This window comes from Candidatus Nitrosocosmicus sp. R, from assembly GCF_054408505.1.
In genome coordinates this window covers 1,422,289-1,444,964 of record NZ_CP167090.1, presented here as the reverse complement: position 1 = coordinate 1,444,964, position 22,676 = coordinate 1,422,289, and the positions used below count along the sequence as shown (strand labels likewise).

Genomic DNA, 22,676 nt, shown 5'->3' with positions numbered 1-22,676 from the left:
AAATATTGTATCATATTGGAAGACAAAATCATTGCTGAAACTGAATTGGGGGACTGGCGAAGGACTCATTATTCTTTCCAAATTTCAGATTCCGTAATCAATAAGGTTGTTACAGTTATTGGATGGATATCTTCAAAACGAGACCATGGAAATGTACTTTTTGTCCAAATAAGAGATAGATTTGGAGATATTCAAATTCTTGTGAAGCGGAAGGAGTTAAGTGAAAATATATTTGAATCATTAAAAAGCTTGAAAGAACATTCTTCAATCGCTATAAGGGGAAAGGTTGTTGAACAAAAAAATTCGAGCAAGGAATATGAAGTTATCCCTGAAGAGATCAAAATATTATCTGTTTCTAACAAACCTGCCCCATTCCTTACCCAATCCATTTCTTCAATTGGTATTGACACTAGATTAGACCTAAGGGCTCTAGATTTAAGGAGAAATCATTTACAAAATGTTTTTAAAATAAGGAATACTATCCTAAATTCTATTAGGCAATATTTAAATGACAATTATTTTGTTGAAGTTAATACTCCAAAAATGATTGCTACTGCTACAGAAGGAGGTGCCGCATTATTCCCAATCTTTTATTATGATCGGGAAGCTTTTTTGGCACAAAGCCCACAGTTATACAAAGAGCAGTTGACCATGGCTTTTGAAAATGTATTTGAAATAGCTCCTATATTTAGAGCGGAACCTTCTAGGACAAACAGACATTTATCTGAAGCAATGTCAGTTGATGTGGAAAAAGCATATGTAGACTATTCCGATATGATGGATTATCTAGATAATTTAATTCGATATGTTATTCAAAGTATTGGTGACAAAAATCAAGTCGAACTTGAGAGTTTGGGAATTAAGCTTCCGAATGTGAGTAGCCCTTTCAGTCGAATTACATACTCGCAATTAGTAGAAAAATTACAAAATAGTCACAAGTACATTCGCTGGGGAGATGATATTGCGCCAAAACTACTCAAGGATCTTTTTGGAGATGAATTTTATTTTATCACTGATTGGCCTGCTTCAACGAAGCCTTTCTATGTGAAATCAAAGAAAATGGATCAAATGACTGAGCCAATTAATGGAGATGATCCTGGGATATTAAGCGAATCCTTTGACCTAATGTATGGAAGTCTTGAGTTATCATCGGGTAGTACACGTATCAATAATAAGGCTGATCTGATGAATAATATGAAAAAAAAGGGCCTAAGTCATAAGGCTTTTGATTATCATCTGAGGGTTTTTGATTATGGAGTTCCTCCACATGCTGGTTTTGGACTCGGGTTAGAAAGACTATTGATGGCCATATTAAAACTGGAAAATATTAGAGACGCAACTTTTTATCCAAGAGACATAGATAGGCTTACCCCATAAGATAAATATAAAATAACGTTAGATCCCCATAACTAACCATGGCTAAGGGTATTGACATTAAGAAATTATGTGATCTAGCTAAATTAGACATACCTGAGCAAAATATTACACAAATCTCTAGGAAAGTGGAAGAAGTACTATTAATGTTTGACAAATTAGATGAATTCACTACTGAGGGTTCTGAAGGTCTTATCATCGATGATCTAAAATTTGAAATGGCCTTTGAAAACTTGCGAGATGATAATCCTAGACCAGCTTTAGAATCGTCGGAAGGACCTCAACCTAAATTTAAATTAAAAAATATCAAAGATGGTTTTATCGTCGGACCAAGGATTTGATCTTGAAGACCCTTTATGAACTACCTGCTTTCGTAGTTTCACGAAAGATTAAAGAACAAGAAATAACTGCTGAGGAGTACATTTCGACAATTATTGAAAGGATAAAGCATGTAGACCTTAAAATAAACTCCTTTATTAGCCATAATTTTGAAAATGCCTTGACAAAGTCTAGGGCTATTGATAAGAAGATTAAAGAAGGAATTAAGACCGGCTTGTTGGCTGGAATTCCAGTTGGAATTAAAGACAATATTAGCGTACAAGGTCTAAAAAATACATGTGCTTCTCGTATGCTATCTGAATATGTCTCTCCATATAACGCGACAGTGGTAGGCAAGATCGAAGAACAAGGTGGTATTGTTATCGGCAAATTGAATATGGATGAGTTTGGTATGGGGACTACTTCAGAGTATTCTTCATTTGGCCCAGTTAGAAATCCTTGGAACCTCGAATATGTCGCTGGTGGTTCCTCAGGAGGAAGTGCGGCTTCTGTTGCATCTTTACAAATACCATTATCTCTTGGTTCAGATACAGGTGGATCCATCAGATGCCCGTCCAGTTTTTGTTCAGTCGTTGGAATTAAACCCACTTACGGAAGTGTAAGTAGAAATGGATTAATTTCTTATTCTAATTCATTGGAGCAAATTGGACCAATTGCCAGAACTATTTATGATCTGGTTCCGCTCCTCAATATTATTTCAGGAGCGGACCCAAAAGACAATACCACAGTCCATAAAAAATATGAGTATCAAACTAATAGTGTTGACAATATTCTGAAAAAAAAGTATAAAATTGGTGTACTTAATGAATTAATTGAAGACTCAGAGACTGAAATAGCTAAAATTACAAGGAATAAAGTGAAAGAACTTGAAGACCATGGTCTTGAAGCAGAAGATACCAGAATACCTTTATCAAATTATGCTCTATCTTCTTATTATATCATAGCTACAGCGGAAGCAAGCAGTAATTTATCAAGATTCGATAATATACGGTATGGTTATGAAGGTAGTCCAGAAGGTTATGAGTGGAACAGTTATTTTTCTGAATCTAGGTCTAAGTTTGGTGATGAAGTAAAACTCCGAATTCTTCTAGGTTCATATGTATTATCGGCAGGTTATTTTGGTAAATATTATGCCAAGGCCCAAAAGTTAAGATCAATGATAAAAAGAGAGTTCGATATCCTTTTTAATAAATATGACATTTTGATTTTACCAACTATGCCTGTCATGCCTTTTAAATTAGGGGAAAAAATATTGCAAGCGACTGAGCACTATAATTTGGACGTTTATACAATATTAGCTAATCTGGCAGGTATACCAGCAATATCAATTCCAGGTGGTTTATCTAAAAAGGGGTTTCCAATCGGGGTACAATTAATGGCGAATGCTTTTGACGAGCAAAAATTAATAGATGTGGCTGTTTTGCTTGAAAATGTTAAAGGTTTTGAGACTTGGATTCCAAAGGTATGAGTATGAACAATAGCAAGAAAATAGACCCGGATTTGAAAATTGGGTTAGAAATCCACTGTCAACTAACTAATCTTCACACAAAGCTTTTTTGCGATTGTCTCTCAAATTACCGAAATTCTCCTCCGAATGAAAATACCTGTCCTATCTGCTTGGGATTGCCAGGCACTCTGCCCCTGCTCAACAAAAGAGCAGTCGAATTTGCATCAATGATTTGTATGGCTTTTAATTGTAACATTCCTGCAGAGATTTCATTCTATAGAAAAAATTATTTTTACCCTGACTTGCCCAAAAATTATCAGACGACTCAGTATAATTCCTATGAATTAAGCAGTATTGGCTATGAGGGATCGATTGAATTTGTGGGAGATTCAAAATCCAAAACTGACCAGTCTAGCATTAGTGAAGAGAGGAGTAAAATAAGAATTACCCGAGTTCAATTAGAGGAAGATCCAGGAAAAATAACCTATGAAGAAGATAAATCCGCTGCGAATAATTACTCCCTTATCGATTATAATCGGGCTGGTGTATCGTTAGTTGAAATCGTAACAGAGCCTGACTTTACTAGTCCAGTCGCCGTTAGGACCTTCTTAAATGAAATAGTCAACCTATTTGAATATCTAGGAGTAACCGATCCAAGTTTGGAAGGTTCAGTTAGATGCGATGTTAATGTTTCTGTCGGAGGTGGAAAGAAGGTTGAAATTAAGAATATAAGTTCATTTAAAGAGGTTGAGAAATCAATCTATTATGAAATCACTAGACAAAAAACTTTGATCATGCATGAAATTGATGTCAAAGCAGAAACTCGACATTGGGATGAAAAAAGAAAGGTGACCGTCGGTGCAAGATCTAAAGAAGAAGAGGAGGAATACCGGTATTTTCCAGAGCCTGATATCCCTAGAATTATTTTAGGGAGCAAATTCGTTTCCAGAATGAGAAGCAGTATGCCTGAAATACCAATTGAGAGGTTGAATAGGTATATGGAAGTTTACAAGATTACCGAGCACACCGCCAAGATTTTAGTTAATGATAAAAGAATAAGTGATTTTTTTGAAGAATCGCTAAGATTCCAAAAATCTCCAATTGAAATATCAAATTGGATAGTAAATGAGCTGCTTACAAAAATAAATGAGAAAGATAGACAGGGTTTAACTAATCAAAACACAAGGGGTCTAGACATTCTTTCTGTATCACCAAGTCAGGTAGCCGAAATGGCAAAATTAGTTGAGGAAAAATCATTGAACAGGACTATAGCAAGAGAAATATTTGATAAGAGCATCGAAACAGGGGTAAGTCCATTCAAGATAATAGAGACTTTGCAAATCGAAAAAATTTCTGATGAGGATTCAATCATCAAGATTATTCAAGGTATATTAAATTCTCAGCCACAATTGATTGAACAATCAAAAAATAATTCAAACGTCAAAAATTATGTTTTGGGGCTAGTTATGAAAGAGACAAGGGGGAGAGTTAATCCCCAAATTGCTTTGAAATTGATAAAGGATGGTCTAGAAAAAGATTGATTTGAATTTCATGACATCAAGTTAGTATTGTGATAAATGAGAAATGAGACTAATTCTGATGAGTGAAGGGTTTCTTTCTCCAATACTATATGGAGGTTAGTTATATTGTGGTTAAAACCTTCAAATCCTAAGGGAGATGCATAATGATTGGCTGCTTAACCATGAGACTTTGAATGGTATAGGACGTAGCATATTGATTAAACCATCATTTCTGTGGGCTCAATCAAAACCATTTAAATAGATACCAAGTTTTTCCTGTGCGAAATAAATCATAAATAAATACCCGGGTTAACATTAGATTAGGTAATACATGTCCATTTCAAACGATTTAGATGAGGTATCTACATTTATTGTTTGTCCTGGTTGCAAGACTAGGTCCCCAAAGGATTGGATAGTGAAACATATGGAATCTAAGACAAGACCTAGGGTAAGAAGATCTCAAGTCTATTTTAGATGCGTTATTTGTAACCAGACTACAAAGATATTTGATAAGAAATTAATAAAATTCATAGATAACGAAGTCATGAAAAATGACGAGTACTAATTCAATTGGAATTGACAATTATAACCAGACGGTAGATTGAGAAGCCTAACATTAATTTTGATACACTTGTGATCGCAGGTTTGTAAAATTAGATGTGTGACATAACGGTACCAAGCCAAGTGAATCAGCCCGACGTGATTATACATTTTGATATAATTTCTATGGGAAAATTATTGGATTACAACTTAAATTAGGTATTATTAACTTTCTTTAGATTTGCAAAGATAAAGTACCTAAACTATGCATTTGTTACACCCCTTTTGCTAGATCATCATCATTCAATATTAAAAATAGATTTTCCCTTATAGGATTTCTTGTAAGTTTTGAAAATTTTGTTCTCCTTTCATAAATTCGAAAGTAAGCCCTTTGATTCAATATTGTAAGCATATTCGAATTGGAAATTCCTTGAAATGACTCGAAATGGTAGATATCTTTTTGATTGCCTTTTTACCATTCAATAATTCTAACCAAATCATACTTTCTTGCTTAAACAAATTCCAAAAGAGTCTATTAAGAAGGAGTTGAAATATTTTCATCCCATGATGTGTATTATTTGATGCTTCCCAGCTCTTCTAAATTTCTCATTACAATCGGTAAAAAAGACCCTATATCTGTAACTACACCTATCGCTTGAGTTGTTCCTCTATCTAATAATTTAGTAACCACCGATTGGTTAATATCTACTGCTATAACTTTCACAGAGGCAGGCAACATATTCCCAACTGCGATTGAATGGAGCATAGTTGACAACATGATTACCAAATTAGCCCCCCTCAACAATAATTTATACTCTTTTTGAGCCTCAACAATGTCCGTAATGACATCTGGTATGGGGCCATCATCTCTTATTGAACCGCACAAAACAAATGGGATATCGTTACGGATACATTCATACATAATGCCGTTTTTTAGGATTTTGTTTTCTACCATTGATTTTATAGATCCTGCTTTAAACACTTCATTTACGATGGACATATGATTGCGATGTCCGCGCACAGCAAGTGTCCCGTCATCTACATGCATTCCTAACGACGTTCCAAGTAATGCATTTTCAATATCATGGACTGCTAAGGCGTTACCAGCTAAAATTCCATCTACAAACCCTAATCTTATGAGTCTTGCCAATAAGTCTGATGCTCCGGAATGAACTACCACGGGTCCCGATACGACAACTATCTTCCCATGGTCTTTCTTTGTACGATACAAGTCAAGGGCAACCTTTTTTGCAATTTGCTGAGTAGGTCGCTCGCTGGAACTTGAGCTACTCATAAACTGAAATATGTCAACTCCTTCTCTTGGTCTCTCTTGGGGTATAATTCTAATTCCCCTTTCACCAGTCACCACCAGGTCACTTTTTCTTACATCCCGGTTGGTTTTGCATTCTGCCTTTTTAGTGTCGGGATTTAAGACGATGCACTTGTCCATCATCATGTTTTCAACCTTTATCCATTCTTTATGGTAAAATAGTTGGGTTGGGTTATTCGTGGTGCTATAAAAGTCATCAGGTAGGACCATATCTCTAGGGGAGGGAATACATTTTACCTCATCAACTGAAACACTAGTAGCACCCTCACGAAACAAGTATTCTAATATTTTTGTCAAATGATTTTCGCTATCGCCTCTAATCACCAAACGAGCGTAGCTATGATCTTCTTTTCTCTTTCCTATTTGAAAATCCAATACTGTGAAATCGCCTTTTAAATCCATAATCTTGTCAAAAATACGGGTAAGTATTGAGGAGTCAACCAAATGACCCTTTACTTCTATCTCCTTTTCGAATTTACCCATCTGTAATAATTATTTATGCTTTTTAAAATTCCTTTCCTTAAAAAGGATATATTTTACACTGGTAACGATACTTTCCCAAAATATTCCTGAATGTTTCCCGTTTCTACTATTTTGTTTTTTATAGCGTCTTTTGATTGAAGTGAAAACCAGTTAGCTATTGCCTTAGCGATACCATTCTTATCACAAATCGCGATCAAATATCCTTGGTCCTCCTGAACTATGGCAAAATAGTTCTCCTCTCCTACTGGTTCCCAATTGTTACTATTGTTATCCTTCAACGCAAGTGCTGGTAATGCAGGAGTGCCATCGGATAAGAAGTTTGATAATAATTCCTGTGCATTTTTTACCCTCTTTTCACCGATTTTTAAGGCAACGAAATATTGCATAATCTAATTACTAAAGTACTCTAATATTTCTTTTAAATCTTCTAATTCCTTGATATCTCGCAAATTTTTTTTGGGGGTTTTGGTTAATTGTGAGTTTGGTACGTGAGAGGCATATGACGAGCCTGACTGGAAAAAGGGTCTAACATTTTCTTTTCTAATTCCTTTTCTGTTATTTAGGTAATAATTTGCTTGTAACACCATTTCAAGTTTATCAAGGAGGTGGACACACTTTGATTCGAAAGACTTTTTTGTCTGATAGTCATGCCATAATTCTAGATATTTTATCTTCAAACTTTTGGCGGATATCTTATCTGTTATCTTACCAAATGCTTCGTCTTCTAGTTTTCTTTTTCTATTTTTAGTCATAGTTTCGGGAGTAATGTCTCCAGTAATCGATTCGGCCAGATCATGGATTAAAGCCAATTCTATAAGTCTGACTTTTTTTTTACAAGAATATCTGTATTTCTCTGAGAAAAAAAAGACCAAAACTATCATTAAAAGGGTATGGGATGCAACAGATTCTACATTTTCAATCTCGAGCTTCTGTTTCCATCCAGCTCTGGGTAATTCTTTTAATTTGTAAAAGTGTTCTGTAATATCCGATATATTTTCTTGCTTTGATTTGCTCGTCTTCACCATGAGATTTCTAATTTGTCATTACATTTGAAGAATTTGATTAATTATGAGATGGGGAATCTGGTCAACTATAGCCGGTACATCAAAAGAATGGTCCACCAAAATGGTTAGTAGAGTAGCACCCACACACATAGCGATAGTAATTATGACGATATATAATACATTGGTAATTTGAGTCATATCATGATAATTAATTCAAAATAATTTAATCCTTTTACTAATTGCATTTAAATGAAAATTAACCACCAATAATATTAGATTTGCATGATATTCATGACATGGATATGGCAATGGGAGTTAGATTAGCTCAGAGCTTTTTCAACAAGAATAACTCTGGTAGCTATGATAGGCTGGTGAAACTTGCAACATTGGGACAGGACTTGAATTGGAAAAAGGAAATAGTAAAGAGTGTACCCAACGGGTCACTGGTTTTGGAAATGGCTTGCGGTACTGGAATTCTAACCTCATTATTAAAACAGAATAACAACTTTGTATATGGGATTGATTTGACGTTTGAATATCTTATTGCACTAGAGGAGAAAAAGATTGAGATCGATTCCATAAATGGTTCAGCTGAATTTTTGCCGTTTCAAAATAGATGTTTTGATTGTATTGTAGCATCTTATTTGCCCAAATATGTTAACTTAAATATCTTAGTTAGTGAATGCAGACGAGTTTTGAAACAAAAGGGGCAACTGATTCTTCACGATTTTACCTATCCAAAAAAACCTGCTAATCAATTATCTTGGAAAATTTATTTTAGAATAATCAAGACTCTTTGGAAACTTGATAAGAAATGGACAAATGTTTTCAACGGACTAGACAAACTAATCATTAGCAACCATTGGGATTCAGAAATAGATTCCATCCTCAAGTCAAATGATTTTGGCCATATACACAAGGAATATCAAACGTTTGAAACCTCTGCAATAGTATCAGCGTTTAAAGATGAATGAAGACTCTAGACTGAATGAGTGGTTTGTACCCAAGTTTGGTCCTCAAAGATTTCGATTGTTTTGTGGAATGCTTTTTCTTCCATATACAGGCATGTGCATTTCCTTCGTCGTTTGGGGCAGCTTGATAACCGGTTCAACTGACTTTGAGAGACTTGCCATTCTAGTTTTAATTTATTTCATTGCCCTAGGAATAGGGGCCCATGTGGCTGATAATATCGGCTCCAAAAAGATAAAGCCATGGGGAGACCTATTTACAAAGAGGCAGTCATGGATTATCATCCTGGCCTGTTTGGGCTTTTCCTACGGACTGGGTATATATTATGCTCTCTTGTTTGCTCCAATCTTAGTTTTTATTGGAATTATAGAAGGCTTTTTTCTTTTTGCCTATAACTTTGAGCTTTTTAAGGGAATGTTTCACAAGAATTATTGGTTTGCATTATCATGGGGGATGTTACCATTTCTGGCGGGATTTGCAATTCAGACAAACAATATAACTCCTTTCTCTCTAATTTTCTCATTAATTCCATTCATCCTAAGCTACATAGAGATTAGAATTTCTAGACTCTACAAATATAATAAAAGAAATAACAGCAAGTCTATGGTCACTTACCGTTATGAGATACTCCTCAAATTATTGAGTATTGGTACCATTACTCTGACTTTTATTCTGCTATTTGCTTCTTCTGTTCTGTTGTAAAAATTGATTATGAGTGATACTTTCTTCTGTTTTGTAGAATTAGGATGTTCTGAAAAATAAATAACCCGATAAAAAGCCTTTAATTCATCTACTTTTTTGGTTAAAAAAGGTGGATGGTTGAACCGTCAGGCTTAAGTGATGTTTTATGAGAGTTCTGAGACAATGACACCATCATTGTTCGAGCTCAAGATGTCAAGTTTTCTCTTGACTATCTTTTTTCTTCTGCAATTCATCGTCTTTTTTTACATTATCAAGTTGATCTATGAAATTTGAATTATTCTTGTTTGAATTCGATTTAGCCATTTTTTTTCTTTTTTGATCTTGTACGCAAAAATCTCATTATTACGATTACTATTATGAGGACGACTAGGATAACCAAGCCCATTGGATCAGATGTAGAGAATAACAAGCCGACGCCCTGATTTTCATTAACAAGTTGCTGGGGTAAAGCGCCATATACGATTCGCTTTCATAAATAACATATTGATTTCTTAAATCATCATAATATTCAAGTTTGAGTGGTACTAGGTAGCTTCCAGAAGATGACTTATTACTAGTGGACTGAGGAATATTGAACGGCAGTGCTGAGTCTTCCTCTAGATCACCCAAATACTCTGACTTTGTAGAGGCTGGGGTTACTATTTTTAGGTTACTAACATTCTGTCCAGTTTTTAAACGGTTTTCGATTTCCCTATCAATTATTTCCCTTCTGTTACTATCTCAATCGTCGTAAACAAACCGCCGGTATTGCCCTTATTTAGGAGATAGCCTATTACATTTAAAGTTCCACCGATATTATCTGTTGAAAGTTCGTTTATGCTTACTTCTATCTCTCCCACTACATTTGCACCGATGAAAAAAGAATTTAATTTAAGCTGACCATTACTGACGTACTCTACACTTACCTTAAAAGACATTGGACTATTGATCAGAGTTTTTGAAGCAAATACTTTGGTTGGATATTGTACGGTGGTTTTAGGGTTTACCATATCGAGATTCCATTTTGAATTTTCGAGTATTTCTAAAGCTCCAGTATTCACAGGGAGGGTTACCGCAGTGTTTTGAATCGGATGATTGTTATTATTGGTGATATTAAATTTGAAATCATCAATTTTTCCTGCTGTTAAGAATACAGTATCTTCGTCGGTTGCTGGAAGTATATCCAAATTGGGATCACTTGGTGACAAAACCTGGGAAGAATTTGAAGAATTTTCTAAGTAAATGATTTTAGGTAGTCAGGAATGTCTGTTGTTTTTTTGAGTTCTGTATTGACATAACCTGTTTGGCTGATAAGCATTCATGAATGTAGTATCACCTAACCCACTACCCATTTCAAGGTCCTTTATAGCACTAGTAGATAACTTAACCCTACTTCCACTTAATTGCCATCAGTACCTGAGTACTTGATACGGGGTATTTGAATTAAGAAGAGCAGGAGTGTCTTATTCACCGGTAGATATACTCAAACCCGCCTCCGGTGGGTTTGGCATAATTCTAAACCCAAAACTATCCAATGAATGGTATGAAGAATGGTAAATTGAGAGAATTTCTAGTATTCCACAGTGAAAGCACAATGAAGAGTTAGAAGTAAGCTATTAATTTACTATTTTAAACATTTGTTCGTATCTCTTCGCAATTATTTTGAGCGACATCCTTCTCTACTTTTTTAAAGTCTGCGATAACATCGTAACCCTCCCCGCAATCGAAATAGTCTGCACCTTGTCCTCCTTCCAATACATCGTCGCCCAAATCACCATATATCCTATCATTTCCTTTGTCACCGTTCATATAATCTTCCTCAGATCCTCCGAACAAAACGTCGTCACCATCATTACCAAACAAGATATCTGCACCTAAATTTCCTTGCAGGATGTCATTACCTTTATCTCCGTGTAATTCATCATTTGCCTGTCTACCCATAAGAACATCATCTGACTCTTCTCCTACAATCACATTAACAATGCTATTTCCTATAACTATGTCACTTCTATCTGTACCATCTGTAATGTTGTAATCACCTGGTTCTGGTATAACAATTAGGTTTTCTCGAGATTCTTGAGCTTTCGAAAAATTAAAACTATTACAAAATAAGATGATTAAAGACATAAATAAAAACAATGAAACAAAAAACGTCGGAGCATATATAGGCATTTTGACAAATATATGAAAAGAAAATTCTATTTATGGATTTAAAATAAATCTTATAGTGAGTTTTATGAGATACTTTGTAACACTAAGAATGTTCGATATAATTTCATCTTGCTGTGGTAATACTATGGTAATACAGGGTAGATACTGAGTTCAATAAAATTCCCTTACAATATAATTTAACATCATATTTTTCCCGGTAATGATAACAAACCGTCTGATTTTAAAATTCGATTTCATATTGTCTTCTCGGTTGATACTTTGCCCCTACTGAATTTATGATTTTTCGACATGATTATACGTGCATTAGTATATAATTGAATTAATTAAATATGGATTGTACTATAGTTCAACCCCCTGAGTTAGCAAAATATTTTTTCAAGGATGGTTGTTGTGCTCTTCTGTTTATTTTTTTATGAAATCCTATTAATAAAGAAGCGCAATATAATAATATTCAACCTTAGCTTATGAAGTACCCTAATAAGCAGCGTCTTATGATAACGTTATTTACTGGCTTGAAATAAAGATTAAATATTATAATTTAAAGATCTGTTCTGATATCTTCACAATTATTTGAGGCAGTATCTTTAGATGGATCAAAATCAATTATGATGTCGTAATCATCTCCACAATCAAAGTAATTGGAATCAGGTCCGCCTTCTAGAATATCCTCGCCTGTACCCCCGTACAGTTCATCATCACCATTTCCACCGACGATAAAATCTCCCATATCGCCACCGTATAATAAATCATCCCCATTTTCCCCGTAAATGTTATCGGCTCCTGCACCTCCCTGAAGATCATCGTTACCTTTCTGCCCAAAAATATCATCATTAGACGCCCTGCCTTGAATAGCATCGTCAGAACCTTTTCCTTCTATATAGTCTTCCTGGATGGTTCCCAGAATGATATCGCTATGAGACGTCCCCTCGCATAGAGGAGCTTTCGCGTTCTCATTAAAAGTACAATAAATAACCTTTTCACTTGAGTCTGCATTGTTGATTGGGCCTGCATATCTATTACCGTCACCATCTCCACCGCCACCTGCAAACGCTTTAAATGACAAATTAGGTGTATCTTGATATAACAATATCTGGGAACTAATTGTTAATACAATGATAATAAAAGTAGCTTTAGTGACTGTAATACCCAAGATAACTCTAAATTAAGGCTATCCTTTATAAATAGTCATTAATATTTTTATATTAGAAAATATACCATTACAAGTAAACTAATAGATTCATAAAATCTTAGCTTTGATGGTGTTGGTAAATGAGTAGCGACTGAAAGAGTTACCTTAATACTATTGATTTAATTAAAGACGATCAAAAAATATAGAATGCTTCAACAAATGGGAAAACTTTAGTACCAGAAGGTTAATAATTGACTTGTACTTTTAGAACTTATGGATTCTATTAGAATTTTAACAATTTCAATATTATTAATTTCGTTAATTTTTCTCCCAAATTCAATCTCAACGTTTGCTCAGAGATTGAGTGATCTTAATGGCCCTCAATCAAGTAATTCTGCAGACAGTGCTTCTCAAAGTGATGCTGGAGCTAGAGTAATAAATGCAAGCGAGAACAATGATCAACCTTCGATTGAAACATCTCAATCGACTCAACCGTTTCCTAATTCTACTGGATCTCAACAACCCTCTTTGGCAGGCATAAACAGTGATCAACCATCTATAGAATCTGATACTTTATTCCAACGGCTACAACATCCTGTAGTTGGTTCATTTGGAGATGATAGAATAACAGGTACCCAACAAACCGACATCATTATAGGATTTTCTGGTTCTGATACAATATCAGGGATGAACGGAAGTGACATAATTCAAGGAAATGAAGGACAAGACAAACTATATGGTGAAGCAGGTGACGATATTTTACAAGGTGGTATAGGAAGTGATCAATTTTATGGAGGAATAGGAAATGATATAGTGGCTGGCGGAGGCGACGACGACTTTATAGTTGGAGAGATAGGAAACGATAAGTTGTACGGAGATTTAGGTGACGATGTTCTTGTTGGCGGCCCTGGGGCGGATTATTTTGATTGTGGAGAAGGTGTGGACGTGGTTGCCGACTTTAATATACAACAGAATGATGATAGAGCAGGCAATTGTGAAGAGTTAATAGAACTCTCTTAGGCTCCATAATAATAAAGTAAAGTATACTACAAGATTTAACCGTGATTATTTTTTTTGATAAAAACTCTGAAATGGAGAATCTGAACACAATCACAAAAGTTGATGGTAATGATCCTCTAGATATATATGATTATTCAATATCTACCAATAATGTTCCCACAAAATAACAATTATACAATTCTTAAAGCTATAAACATATCTAAAGTATATCAGTTGCCCGCGGGCGATAGCGTGGTACTTAAAAACATTAATTTTTCTGTAAAAAAAGGAGAATTTGTTTCAATCGTAGGTCCATCCGGAAGCGGAAAATCAACTTTATTGAACATAATAGGTGCACTTGATAGACCTTCAATGGGAAAAATATTCTTGAAAAATTTAGATATTTTTTCTCTTTCCGACAGAAAAATCGCGAAGATGAGAAACAAAATGATAGGTTTTATTTTTCAATCCTACAATTTAATTAATAGGACAACAGTTTTATCAAATGTCGAAATTCCAGCAATTATTGCAGGAATGGATGGTCATGAAGTAAGAGAGAGAGCTTTAAGGTTGCTGAAAATATTGGGCATTAAAGAAAAAGCATCCCTTAAGCCCCTTAATCTAAGCGGTGGACAACAACAAAGAGTAGCTATTGCAAGAGCATTAATGAACAATCCCGCAATTATACTTGCAGATGAGCCTACAGGTAACTTGGACACAAAAACCGGGGCAGAGGTTTTTAGATTGCTTAAAATGATCTCTTCCAAGTATAATAGAACAATAGTGATGGTGACCCACAATCCGGAATTGGCTAAAGATACGGACAAAACAATTTATGTAAGGGACGGAAGAATTGAAAAAGAGATTATTAACTAAAATGATATTTTTAGAATCCCTTTTTGAAGATAAACAACGTTCTTTTTCCCTTAAATTGGTATTTTCGATTATAATAATCGTAGTGTCAGTTTGTATATTGCATGATAATTTTATCAATGGTTTTTATTCGTATGCTCAACAAATCGAAAGGACCCCTGGATTCCAAGATTCTTACTGGACTGACAAGACCATAGCAGCTGGAAATGACTCTAACAAACTGGAAGAGAAAGAAGTAGGACCAGGGGAAGGAATTGCCACTTTAGCTATTGTACTTGTTAATAAGGCCCAAACCGATATTTCTGCAATAAAAGGATATCTATCTTTACCAGATGAATTCGAAGCGGTAAAACATGAAAATATTACCAATAATATGACTTCTACTAATAACAATGATCTTTCTGATGTAGCTATTGCAAGCTATGATTCTATAGTGAAACCAGGCCAAGAATTTACTCTTTACTTTGATATATATATAAAGAATGATGCAAAAGTAGGATCTTATTATAAGTATCTCGATCTAGTGTATTCCAAAGTTTTGACTGCTGGAGATATTGTGGTAAAAGATATCCCCATCTCATTTAGAATTCCAGGTAAAGAACTACTAGACCTCGATACTAAAAACCAATTTTTAACTCCTGCTAAAACCAACAAAGTAGATATCAATATAATAAATAAAGGAAGTGCAGTTGCAAATAATGCAATAATTACAATTTCAAATGACGAAGATAAGTCTGAAGAAAGCCTTGCCTCCGTATCTGAAAGTTCGTCTGGTCAATCTGTACAACAAAGTAATTCTACAACAGCCAATGCTTCAAATACAACTTTGTCCTCCTCTGCTGGTGATGGTCAAACAGACGATAAAGTAACAAACCCATCAATTACAACCTTTGGCACACTAAAGTATGATGTAGGTAACATAGATCCTGGGGAAATGGTATCAATAAACCCGTTGATATACTCTTCATCAAATGCTGCTGGAACTCTCCAAAACTTAGATATCCAAATTTCATATGGAAATTCGATAGGGAATCGAGAGACAATCGATTATAATTTGGGTTTGGTAGTAAACGCAGAGCCAACAGAATCTAATTTCAATGTATATGTTGGAGATGATAAAGCTGACACCAATATGAATTCGGCACAAAAGGACCTTAATAATAAAATATCAAATAATAGTATGATTACTGCAGGAAGTATTGAGGATATGATTTTTGCAATTAAAAAATCCTCTTCTCAATCTGCCATACAAGATGTAGTGATTCCCCTTCAACCGTCAAGTGAATCTGTAAAGATTTTAGGTCCATCTAGATGGTCATTTGATACAATTACCAAAGATATATTGCTTAATACTACTTTATTTGCATCTGAAGAACTGATTGGTAAACCAGTTCAATTGAATTTTAATTTGGATTATCTTTTGGATGGAATAGCAAAATCAGAAAAACTTGATGTGGGTTTATATGTTGATGGTAATATAACAGTTCGCGCATATGATTTTGAGGTAAATATAATAGGAGATGAGCCTAACCTAGTAGCGAATCTCTTAAATGAAGGCAATACTGAGGCATTTTTTACAACTGCAAAAATGATTCCATCATCACTGATGAAGACATCGAACTTAACTTCTACATTAAATAAGTATGATGACAATGATAGCAGCACTAGAGAGCACCTTGTTGAGGAATATCCACCTTTACAATATCTGGGTGATCTCGCAGAGAATTCTCCGTTACCTGTTAGTATTCCATTAAAAATACCGAACAATACCCGCCCTGGTAATTATCCTGTGTTTATAGAGATATCTTATAAGGATAACCTTCGTAATGGCCATAACCTTATAGTTAACGGTACCGTGAACTATACTCCTCAAATAGGAAATTCTTCCAACGACACAGGTTTAATTTTTGGGTTTATATATCCTATTATATTATTTGTAATGCTCATAGTTATCGGCATTGTTTTATATTTTGTCATTAGACGTTTCCGGAAAAAGAAAAAAAATAAAGTGATAGAATCTCCGGCAGACTATAGCGATTCAGAAAACGATTTGGATTCAGGACCGAGAGAAAGTGATAGAAGTAATGAGCAAAAGTAAATGTGTATATGATAGGCGAGAAAACGAATATTGTAATGGAGTTGTGAAAACAGCATAAAATGAATTTTAAACAGATCTTTATTCTTTCCTTCAATGCTATAAAGGAAAGAAAAGTTAGGTCAATTCTTACTATATTGATGGTAATGGCTGGGAGTAGCTTGCTTGTGGCTGTAAATGGATTTAGTGCTGGATTTACAGAGTTTTTTAACAAACAATTTAGCAATCTTGCACCAAATATTTTATTTGTAAGCAGTGTACCTCAATCTGAAGATGGCGGGAGGGCCCCGCTCGTCTCTGGTAATTCTCCATCACCAACGGCCAAAATTACTCTAAATCAAGCAGTTGTAAGTAGAATCGGTTCACTTCCATTCGTAGATGAAGTGGAACCGTCGTTTCAAGAAACGGTTACAGTTTCGTCAAGAGGTGACTCAAAAAATAATCCGGTACTTTCTGTAGATCCTAATGCCCTTACGATTATTGCACCGACTCTCGGATATATGGAAGGTTCTTCAATAAGAGAAGGTGATCCCTCAGCAGCGATATTGGCGGAGGATGTTGCATTCCCTCCGGGAGAAGACGTTCCATTCGCTCAGATTGGTGAAGCTATTAGGTTAACATACTCTTTTGTAGATGAAGCAGGAAATACTCAAGAAAACTCTAAAAACTTTGTAGTTTCAGGTATAATGGAATCGACAGGTAATCCTACTATTGATAATGCAATAGTTATCAACCTTGAGGCAGGAAACTCGTTACTTCAGAGAGCTGGCAAATATGATTCCCTATTTGTAGCAGCGGAGGATAGCGACTCTGTCGATGCAGTGGAACAACAAATAAAGGCAGTTTATAAAAACAACATAGGAATTACCACAGTCAAAGCTATTTTAGAAACAGTTGAGGAATTTACAGCTGGAATTACGTCGTTTTTGTTCGGAATAGCTGTTATCTCCCTTATTGTTGGTGCAGTAGGAATTATTACTACACTGTTTACCTCAGTTGTAGAAAGAACCAAAGAGATAGGTACTCTTAAAGCAATAGGAGCGCAGGGCACTACAATTTTGATTCTTTTTCTGGTTGAGGCGCTCATAATAGGCATTTTAGGTGGCTCTATTGGACTTCTAGGAGGAATAGGTGGAGGATACATGTTGACTAGAGCAGGACCTGGTGCTGGCGAGGGCCCACCGCTTGAGCCTGTTTATTTGCCACTGGACATGGTAAGGGTTTGGATAACTTCTGTCATATTGTCTATGGTAGCAGGCTTTTTACCCGCTTGGAAAGCATCAAGGGTGACACCAATCGCTGCACTAAGGTCTTGATTAAAGTAACAATTCAATGATGGATTGATGACCAACGTCTGTTTATATTAGAGAATATAACTCGATCTATATTCTAAGAACCTATCCCAAAATTTAATAGGCGTATAGCTTCTTATCTTTCTCGCTACACTGTACTTGTATCTAGAATGAGAAATACAGAGAGAGGAACAAAAGATGATATTTGTATCATAATTCATGTTCCAGGAAAATTATAAGAAGAAAGAGTTCTTTTACCCAAATAAAAACAACACAAAACTGTATGTCCGCCAATTGTGTCATATAGAAAAGTACTTGATGGTATTCCTTGCTTACGAAGAACAGGATGTCCGTTTAAAAGATGAAGCCCTGAATTTTAATCTGCGTCTATTCATGTTACCAAAGATCTCAGCAATGGAATAAACTGAATGTATTCAAAAGATTTGGATTCGGTTACTGAAAATTTATGATGATGCAATTGGTATTATCAAGTGGACATAGCAATCAATTGATATATTTTCAATAAAGACTTCTTTGGGAAGGCGATAACTGAAGAAAATAATCCTCTATTGATAGGAGCAAACTGGGCTGAACATAATTATACATATTGCCAGACAAAGACATTATCCATAAATCTGCTGTCATATCACCTGCCAACACTCATAAATTTAAATTCGTAACTGATGTGGTTGATAATCCAGTTAGTAAACCACGACCATCATCATATAAACCAAAACCAGAAAAAAGAATCAGAAAAATGCAACTTCTCAATGTGTTGACAAAGCATATAATTCCAAACAAGTTGAACAGGAACGTGGATGTATGTATTGCAAGCTCTTCATAAAAAAAAGAAAAAGTGAAAATATGACGACGAATAGATCGAGACAAAGACAAAACTAAACCCACAACAGAAAAAATATTCTGCAAAAAGATGAGTTATATATGGAAACAACAAATTCATGGAATGACTAAAACCGAAAACTAATCACCATATGCGAATAGAAAGTAGAAATCCATCATGGATTGGTATAGTTCCTCCTTTTGTATATTAATCTAGAAAAGGATAATTTTGGGATTGGCTCTTTGTTTCATCTTACTACTTTTATTCTTATTGTCTACCATAAAAGTTGTACTCCCTCAAAGCTTTACAGATTCCATAAACAATGCAGTAAATTACAATGTTATAAATACATTTAACAATATAAGTTGGATATCCAATTATGGTAACACTTCTACTACAGTGAACAATAATAGGTCTCAATCTACTATCAATACTACTAGCAGTCCAGATAATCTAAATTCCACAACTACAACCATGTAAACTAATTGTCAATAATACTGGGTATGTATTGATGTTATTGCCAGGTAGACATATTGGTTATCAAAGGGATCTATCTTGTTTTCCAAACTAAGTATCTGTTTGAGAATTATTTCTGATGCTTTTGGGAATTTTGAATAGCTATCTTTGGAGATCCATCCACAACAGCATAAACTTGGAAATGATCCTATCAGCCAAATACATTCTAGCGACAGGAACGAAAAGGTACCAATAATTTAAGTCTGATTTAGAGGTTAATTTTTCAATATTGAAAATAATAGAAAGAATTAATCTGATAATCTTGTACCTTTAAATTTCGCTAGCCGCTTTCTATTACGTACAGCAGTTGTGGATAAACAAAAAAGTAGTCAAACCTAAACTTGAATGATGATATCCTAATATAACACAATTGATAAAGTTCAATCAAATAGAAGACTTTAACATGTCTATTTTTTCCAAATAATATCAACCTGATCCTGTCTCCGATTACAAACTCTCGCCAATACAAAAAAAAGATCTGAAAGCCTATTAATATAAACAAAGCAATTCTTACTGATTTCATTATTTAGGTATAAATCGACTATTTTGATCTCACTCCTGCGGGTAACAGTACGTATCACGTGACACTGAGAGGCCTCTATAGTTCCCCCGGGGAGAATGAAGGCCCTTAAAGGTTCTACTTCCTTATCAAATCTGTCAATGCAATTCTCTAAAAAGGTAACATCCCCCTCAGTAATGCGAGGATAATTTTCCACCTTTTGTTGTGGATTAGCCAGATCACTCCCCAAGGTAAATAATTGGTGTTGTATTACGATCAAGTCTTGTATCATATCTGCCAAATTCGATTTTGAATTCATTAATGATATCAACATTCCAATATGGCTGTTAATTTCGTCAACTGCTCCGTAAGATTGTATACGGCTACTCGACTTTTCTACTCTAGTACCATCAGCTAGGCTTGTTTTGCCTTGGTCTCCAGTCTTTGTATATATTTTCATTTTTTCACTATTACTATCTATGATATTTGGGTGTGGTTGGCGTCGAAATGAGCCTAGTTTATAATAAAGGTAGTGTTAATATGCATGCACTTCGGCTTTATGCTCTCTCAAATATTTTTTCTTTTTAAATCGTTCGCTGCATTTATCACACTTAAATGGATTCTCAAATTCCATTAGGAATCTTCTCTTCTTTTCTTCAGGACTTTCTAATATTGAAGACGATTCATTAGCTGAACTATCCATTTCATTTTTATCTGTCATAGCTAATTCTTTACTTTATACTCATTTATTTATTAGGATTGGGGTCGAATTTTATTTAATAATTAAATATATCTTTTTAACCTAAGAATATTATTTTTGATTGATTTAAAGCAATAATATATATACTATAAACTAATGATTTTAGAATGTGCCGTCGTAGCTCAGCCTGGAAGAGCACTCGACTGTTTAACTAACAGGGTGAAGCTGAAGACCGAGCTGTCGTGAGATCAAATCTCACCGGCGGCACTATAATATCGATCTGAGATGCGAAAAAATTGATAAAGAACATAAAAAGGATTTTTTGTACTCATGATGATAAATTTTCTTACAGGAAATATGATGATTTCGAATTTATGGAATTTAATGTCTGCACGAATTGTGGAAAAATTGTTAACACAATAAGTGGATACGACGAGGACATAAGGGGTTAAATTGAAGGTTTCTGAAATAGATATACAAATATTACTTTTTATATGGTGTCTCGGCGCAGCTTTAGCAGCTGTTGCTTTGTTAATCCCAATCTATTATATTTTTGCGATAGTTGGAGCCGTAGGTTGGATAAGTGTGGCTGTTAGTAGTTTTCTTATAATTCTGCACATTAAAAAATAAGGAAACTTATCCCCTGCCACCCTGTTCGGGTATGGAGACCAATGTAACAGTCGATGTTATTCCGTTAATTTTTCGTATGCTATTGGTAATTGTATTATTCATTTCGTCTACCGTATCTGTTTGAATTTTAACAAACATATCATGAACACCGTAAGTTCCACGAACTTCCTTAACTTGTGGAATTTGAGATATTTGTTTAATTATTTCTTCTTCCTTTCCTAAAATACAATTAATCAAGATGTAGGCTGTAGGCATAACCATTATGTTACTGGGATGATATTTTAATCTATTGATATTCCATAGATAAGTTCAAATTTTAAATAGTCATCATTAAGATAGAAACAGATGCGATTACCGCTGAAAGAAAAGGGAAAAAACCCCGATACAATCATCTTTTTAAATAAATTTTATGAAAATATTAAAGAAGTTTTTGAAAATTCCATAAGAGCTAATACTGTCACCGTTGACACCAAGGTAATGTTAGCAGATTTTTCGGTAATAGAAACCTCTTCATTTGATCCAAATAAAATAGTAACTCTTTTTCAAAACCTTGAGAGGCTGGTAAGTGCCAAATCAAAGAATTGGCAAACTGTACCCGTACAATCAACAAAATCTGACGATATACGACGACTCTACTTCCAGGTAAGCTTGGAAATTGATAAATTTTATTTTTATATATATATGGGAATCCAATTTCATTCTTTACTGTATTATCAAATTGATAAAGAGGTTATACAAAAATCTAAGCGAATCCGTGAGTTGCAAGAATTGAACAACAGTGCAAAAAGTGAAATTACTATAAAAGGGGATCAAATAATAAAAGATGAACTGGAAAAATTAGGTTATAAGGATGTCGATAACACACAACTATTTGAAGAATTATTTACACATAACGATTTGTCAAAAAGCCTAATAGAAAAAGCCTCGTCCATTGAGGTCAATTACCCTGACATAGAAAAGAACAATGAACAAATATCAAAATTAAAGAAGGATCTTGAAAATCTTATAATTGAAACTTATCATATCGATTTGGCCTCCCTTGATCAAAACAAGATGCTACAAGGTGAAAATGGGATGGTTATGTATGTCGATTTTGAAATGATAAAGAATAAAAAAACAAAAGAAAAAACTTCAGTAATTAATTTTGAAAAAATACCAAAAGAATCAATTGACGCAATAAAGAATGAGCTCGAATTTCTGTACGATTTGATGAAAAATGAATTAAAAAGTACTCTGGAATAAT

The 22,676-nt window shown here is 34.6% G+C and carries 24 protein-coding genes and 1 tRNA gene; 15 read left to right on the top strand and 10 right to left on the bottom strand.

Annotated elements, in window-relative coordinates:
* Positions 1 to 15: 15 nt before the first annotated feature.
* From aspS to AAGU22_RS07445, 5 genes are all read left to right on the top strand, one after another.
* Positions 16 to 1,377 carry an aspartate--tRNA(Asn) ligase gene (gene aspS, locus AAGU22_RS07465; protein WP_458721562.1) on the top strand — a complete coding sequence of 454 codons (1,362 nt, stop codon included), beginning with the start codon at positions 16 to 18 and terminating at the stop codon, positions 1,375 to 1,377.
* Between the two features lie 38 nt (positions 1,378 to 1,415).
* Positions 1,416 to 1,715, top strand: coding sequence for an Asp-tRNA(Asn)/Glu-tRNA(Gln) amidotransferase subunit GatC (locus AAGU22_RS07460; RefSeq protein ID WP_458721561.1), 300 nt, complete (start codon positions 1,416 to 1,418; stop codon positions 1,713 to 1,715).
* A 2-nt stretch (positions 1,716 to 1,717) separates the two neighbouring features.
* Entirely contained in the window at positions 1,718 to 3,181 is a 1,464-nt protein-coding gene (gene gatA / locus AAGU22_RS07455) for an Asp-tRNA(Asn)/Glu-tRNA(Gln) amidotransferase subunit GatA (RefSeq protein ID WP_458721560.1), read from the top strand.
* A gap of 2 nt (positions 3,182 to 3,183) precedes the next feature.
* Positions 3,184 to 4,701, top strand: coding sequence for an Asp-tRNA(Asn)/Glu-tRNA(Gln) amidotransferase subunit GatB (gene gatB, locus AAGU22_RS07450; protein WP_458721559.1), 1,518 nt, complete (start codon positions 3,184 to 3,186; stop codon positions 4,699 to 4,701).
* 310 nt (positions 4,702 to 5,011) lie between these two features.
* A complete protein-coding gene (locus tag AAGU22_RS07445) occupies positions 5,012 to 5,245 on the top strand; it encodes a hypothetical protein (RefSeq protein ID WP_458721558.1) in 234 nt (77 codons plus the stop codon).
* 549 nt (positions 5,246 to 5,794) lie between these two features.
* Here the strand turns inward: AAGU22_RS07445 and AAGU22_RS07440 are convergent.
* The 3 genes from AAGU22_RS07440 to AAGU22_RS07430 are packed head-to-tail and all read right to left on the bottom strand — an operon-like array spanning position 5,795 to position 8,055.
* Complete coding sequence (locus AAGU22_RS07440) at positions 5,795 to 7,033, bottom strand: ornithine cyclodeaminase, nickel-pincer nucleotide-dependent (protein ID WP_458721557.1); 1,239 nt, start codon at positions 7,031 to 7,033, stop codon at positions 5,795 to 5,797.
* Positions 7,034 to 7,086: 53 nt separating this feature from the next.
* Entirely contained in the window at positions 7,087 to 7,419 is a 333-nt protein-coding gene (locus tag AAGU22_RS07435) for a hypothetical protein (protein ID WP_458721556.1), read from the bottom strand.
* Positions 7,420 to 7,422: 3 nt separating this feature from the next.
* Complete coding sequence (locus AAGU22_RS07430; RefSeq protein ID WP_458721555.1) at positions 7,423 to 8,055, bottom strand: HD domain-containing protein; 633 nt, start codon at positions 8,053 to 8,055, stop codon at positions 7,423 to 7,425.
* A 290-nt stretch (positions 8,056 to 8,345) separates the two neighbouring features.
* On the opposite strand from AAGU22_RS07430, the gene AAGU22_RS07425 reads away from it, so the two are divergent.
* Complete coding sequence (locus AAGU22_RS07425) at positions 8,346 to 9,011, top strand: methyltransferase domain-containing protein (RefSeq protein ID WP_458721554.1); 666 nt, start codon at positions 8,346 to 8,348, stop codon at positions 9,009 to 9,011.
* Complete coding sequence (locus AAGU22_RS07420; protein ID WP_458721553.1) at positions 9,004 to 9,708, top strand: hypothetical protein; 705 nt, start codon at positions 9,004 to 9,006, stop codon at positions 9,706 to 9,708. Before AAGU22_RS07425 ends, AAGU22_RS07420 begins: the two co-directional genes overlap by 8 nt.
* Positions 9,709 to 10,074: 366 nt before the next feature.
* Here the strand turns inward: AAGU22_RS07420 and AAGU22_RS07415 are convergent, their stop codons facing one another.
* The 4 genes from AAGU22_RS07415 to AAGU22_RS07400 form a co-directional block, all read right to left on the bottom strand.
* A complete protein-coding gene (locus tag AAGU22_RS07415; RefSeq protein ID WP_458721552.1) occupies positions 10,075 to 10,317 on the bottom strand; it encodes a hypothetical protein in 243 nt (80 codons plus the stop codon).
* Positions 10,318 to 10,406: 89 nt separating this feature from the next.
* On the bottom strand, positions 10,407 to 10,895 hold the full coding sequence (locus tag AAGU22_RS07410) for a COG1361 family protein (protein ID WP_458721551.1): 489 nt from the start codon (positions 10,893 to 10,895) through the stop codon (positions 10,407 to 10,409).
* A gap of 421 nt (positions 10,896 to 11,316) precedes the next feature.
* Positions 11,317 to 11,814: a calcium-binding protein gene (locus tag AAGU22_RS07405; RefSeq protein ID WP_458721550.1), complete on the bottom strand. Its 498-nt coding sequence runs from the start codon at positions 11,812 to 11,814 to the stop codon at positions 11,317 to 11,319.
* A 583-nt stretch (positions 11,815 to 12,397) separates the two neighbouring features.
* The gene (locus tag AAGU22_RS07400; protein WP_458721549.1) at positions 12,398 to 13,009 is read right to left on the bottom strand and encodes a calcium-binding protein; all 612 of its coding nucleotides are present in this window, start codon (positions 13,007 to 13,009) and stop codon (positions 12,398 to 12,400) included.
* A gap of 252 nt (positions 13,010 to 13,261) precedes the next feature.
* Between AAGU22_RS07400 and AAGU22_RS07395 the strand changes: the two genes are divergently transcribed.
* The 6 genes from AAGU22_RS07395 (at position 13,262) to AAGU22_RS07370 (ending at position 19,568) form a co-directional block, all read left to right on the top strand.
* The gene (locus AAGU22_RS07395) at positions 13,262 to 14,008 is read left to right on the top strand and encodes a calcium-binding protein (RefSeq protein WP_458721548.1); all 747 of its coding nucleotides are present in this window, start codon (positions 13,262 to 13,264) and stop codon (positions 14,006 to 14,008) included.
* Positions 14,009 to 14,239: 231 nt separating this feature from the next.
* On the top strand, positions 14,240 to 14,863 hold the full coding sequence (locus AAGU22_RS07390) for an ABC transporter ATP-binding protein (protein ID WP_458721547.1): 624 nt from the start codon (positions 14,240 to 14,242) through the stop codon (positions 14,861 to 14,863).
* Positions 14,864 to 14,960: 97 nt separating this feature from the next.
* Positions 14,961 to 16,958: a COG1361 family protein gene (locus tag AAGU22_RS07385; RefSeq protein WP_458721546.1), complete on the top strand. Its 1,998-nt coding sequence runs from the start codon at positions 14,961 to 14,963 to the stop codon at positions 16,956 to 16,958.
* A 59-nt stretch (positions 16,959 to 17,017) separates the two neighbouring features.
* Complete coding sequence (locus tag AAGU22_RS07380) at positions 17,018 to 18,271, top strand: ABC transporter permease (protein ID WP_458721545.1); 1,254 nt, start codon at positions 17,018 to 17,020, stop codon at positions 18,269 to 18,271.
* 583 nt (positions 18,272 to 18,854) lie between these two features.
* Positions 18,855 to 19,091 (top strand): hypothetical protein, encoded by a 237-nt coding sequence (locus tag AAGU22_RS07375; protein ID WP_458721544.1) that lies wholly within the window; start codon positions 18,855 to 18,857, stop codon positions 19,089 to 19,091.
* A gap of 267 nt (positions 19,092 to 19,358) precedes the next feature.
* Positions 19,359 to 19,568 carry a hypothetical protein gene (locus AAGU22_RS07370; protein WP_458721543.1) on the top strand — a complete coding sequence of 70 codons (210 nt, stop codon included), beginning with the start codon at positions 19,359 to 19,361 and terminating at the stop codon, positions 19,566 to 19,568.
* A gap of 443 nt (positions 19,569 to 20,011) precedes the next feature.
* On the opposite strand, the gene AAGU22_RS07365 is transcribed toward AAGU22_RS07370, so the two are convergent.
* Both AAGU22_RS07365 and AAGU22_RS07360 read right to left on the bottom strand, forming a co-directional pair.
* A complete protein-coding gene (locus AAGU22_RS07365) occupies positions 20,012 to 20,563 on the bottom strand; it encodes a cob(I)yrinic acid a,c-diamide adenosyltransferase (RefSeq protein ID WP_458721542.1) in 552 nt (183 codons plus the stop codon).
* 75 nt (positions 20,564 to 20,638) lie between these two features.
* Positions 20,639 to 20,824, bottom strand: coding sequence for a hypothetical protein (locus AAGU22_RS07360; protein ID WP_458721541.1), 186 nt, complete (start codon positions 20,822 to 20,824; stop codon positions 20,639 to 20,641).
* 150 nt (positions 20,825 to 20,974) lie between these two features.
* Here AAGU22_RS07360 and AAGU22_RS07355 point away from each other — a divergent pair.
* A tRNA-Phe gene (locus AAGU22_RS07355) sits at positions 20,975 to 21,070 on the top strand.
* Positions 21,071 to 21,439: 369 nt separating this feature from the next.
* Here the strand turns inward: AAGU22_RS07355 and AAGU22_RS07350 are convergent.
* Complete coding sequence (locus AAGU22_RS07350) at positions 21,440 to 21,688, bottom strand: Lrp/AsnC family transcriptional regulator (RefSeq protein WP_144728331.1); 249 nt, start codon at positions 21,686 to 21,688, stop codon at positions 21,440 to 21,442.
* Between the two features lie 90 nt (positions 21,689 to 21,778).
* Here AAGU22_RS07350 and AAGU22_RS07345 point away from each other — a divergent pair, with 90 nt between their 5' ends.
* On the top strand, positions 21,779 to 22,675 hold the full coding sequence (locus tag AAGU22_RS07345) for a hypothetical protein (protein WP_458721540.1): 897 nt from the start codon (positions 21,779 to 21,781) through the stop codon (positions 22,673 to 22,675).
* Position 22,676: the final 1 nt, after the last annotated feature.